The 376-nt window shown below is 33.0% G+C and carries 1 protein-coding gene; it reads left to right on the top strand.

Annotation, left to right across the window (positions count from 1 at the left end; genetic code table 11):
• On the top strand, nucleotides 1–376 hold a 376-nt coding region (locus R0J87_RS18815; protein ID WP_498888111.1), incomplete at both ends, for an ATP-dependent nuclease.

The following is a 376-nucleotide window of genomic DNA, read 5'->3' as shown; positions in this document are numbered from 1 at the left end:
ACCCTTATTGAAGAAATAGAAGCTCATTTACACACTCAGGCACAAATCAGATTGGTGAAGTATATAGAAGAAGAACTTGAAAAAAATAAAAACCAATATATATTGACTTCCCATAGTTCGAATTTGGTGTCTTCTATAGATCCTAAGCATGTTATTTTGATGAATGATGGAGTTGCATATCCCTTTGTAGAAGAATTCACGGATTTAGATTCAGAAGATTACGAATTTTTAGAAAGATTTCTGGATGCTACTAAAAGCAACTTGTTTTTTGCGAAGGGGATTATATTTGTTGAAGGTGAATCCGAAATGTTGTTATTGCCAGCACTTGCGAATTTAATCGGGTATCCTCTTCATAAAAACGGAATTTCAATAGTAA

This window comes from Halomonas sp. SIMBA_159 (genome assembly GCF_046536035.1).
GTDB lineage: Bacteria > Pseudomonadota > Gammaproteobacteria > Pseudomonadales > Halomonadaceae > Vreelandella > Vreelandella venusta_A.
The sequence above is the reverse complement of the archived record's forward strand: the minus strand, read 5'-3'. Positions and strand labels throughout refer to the sequence as shown.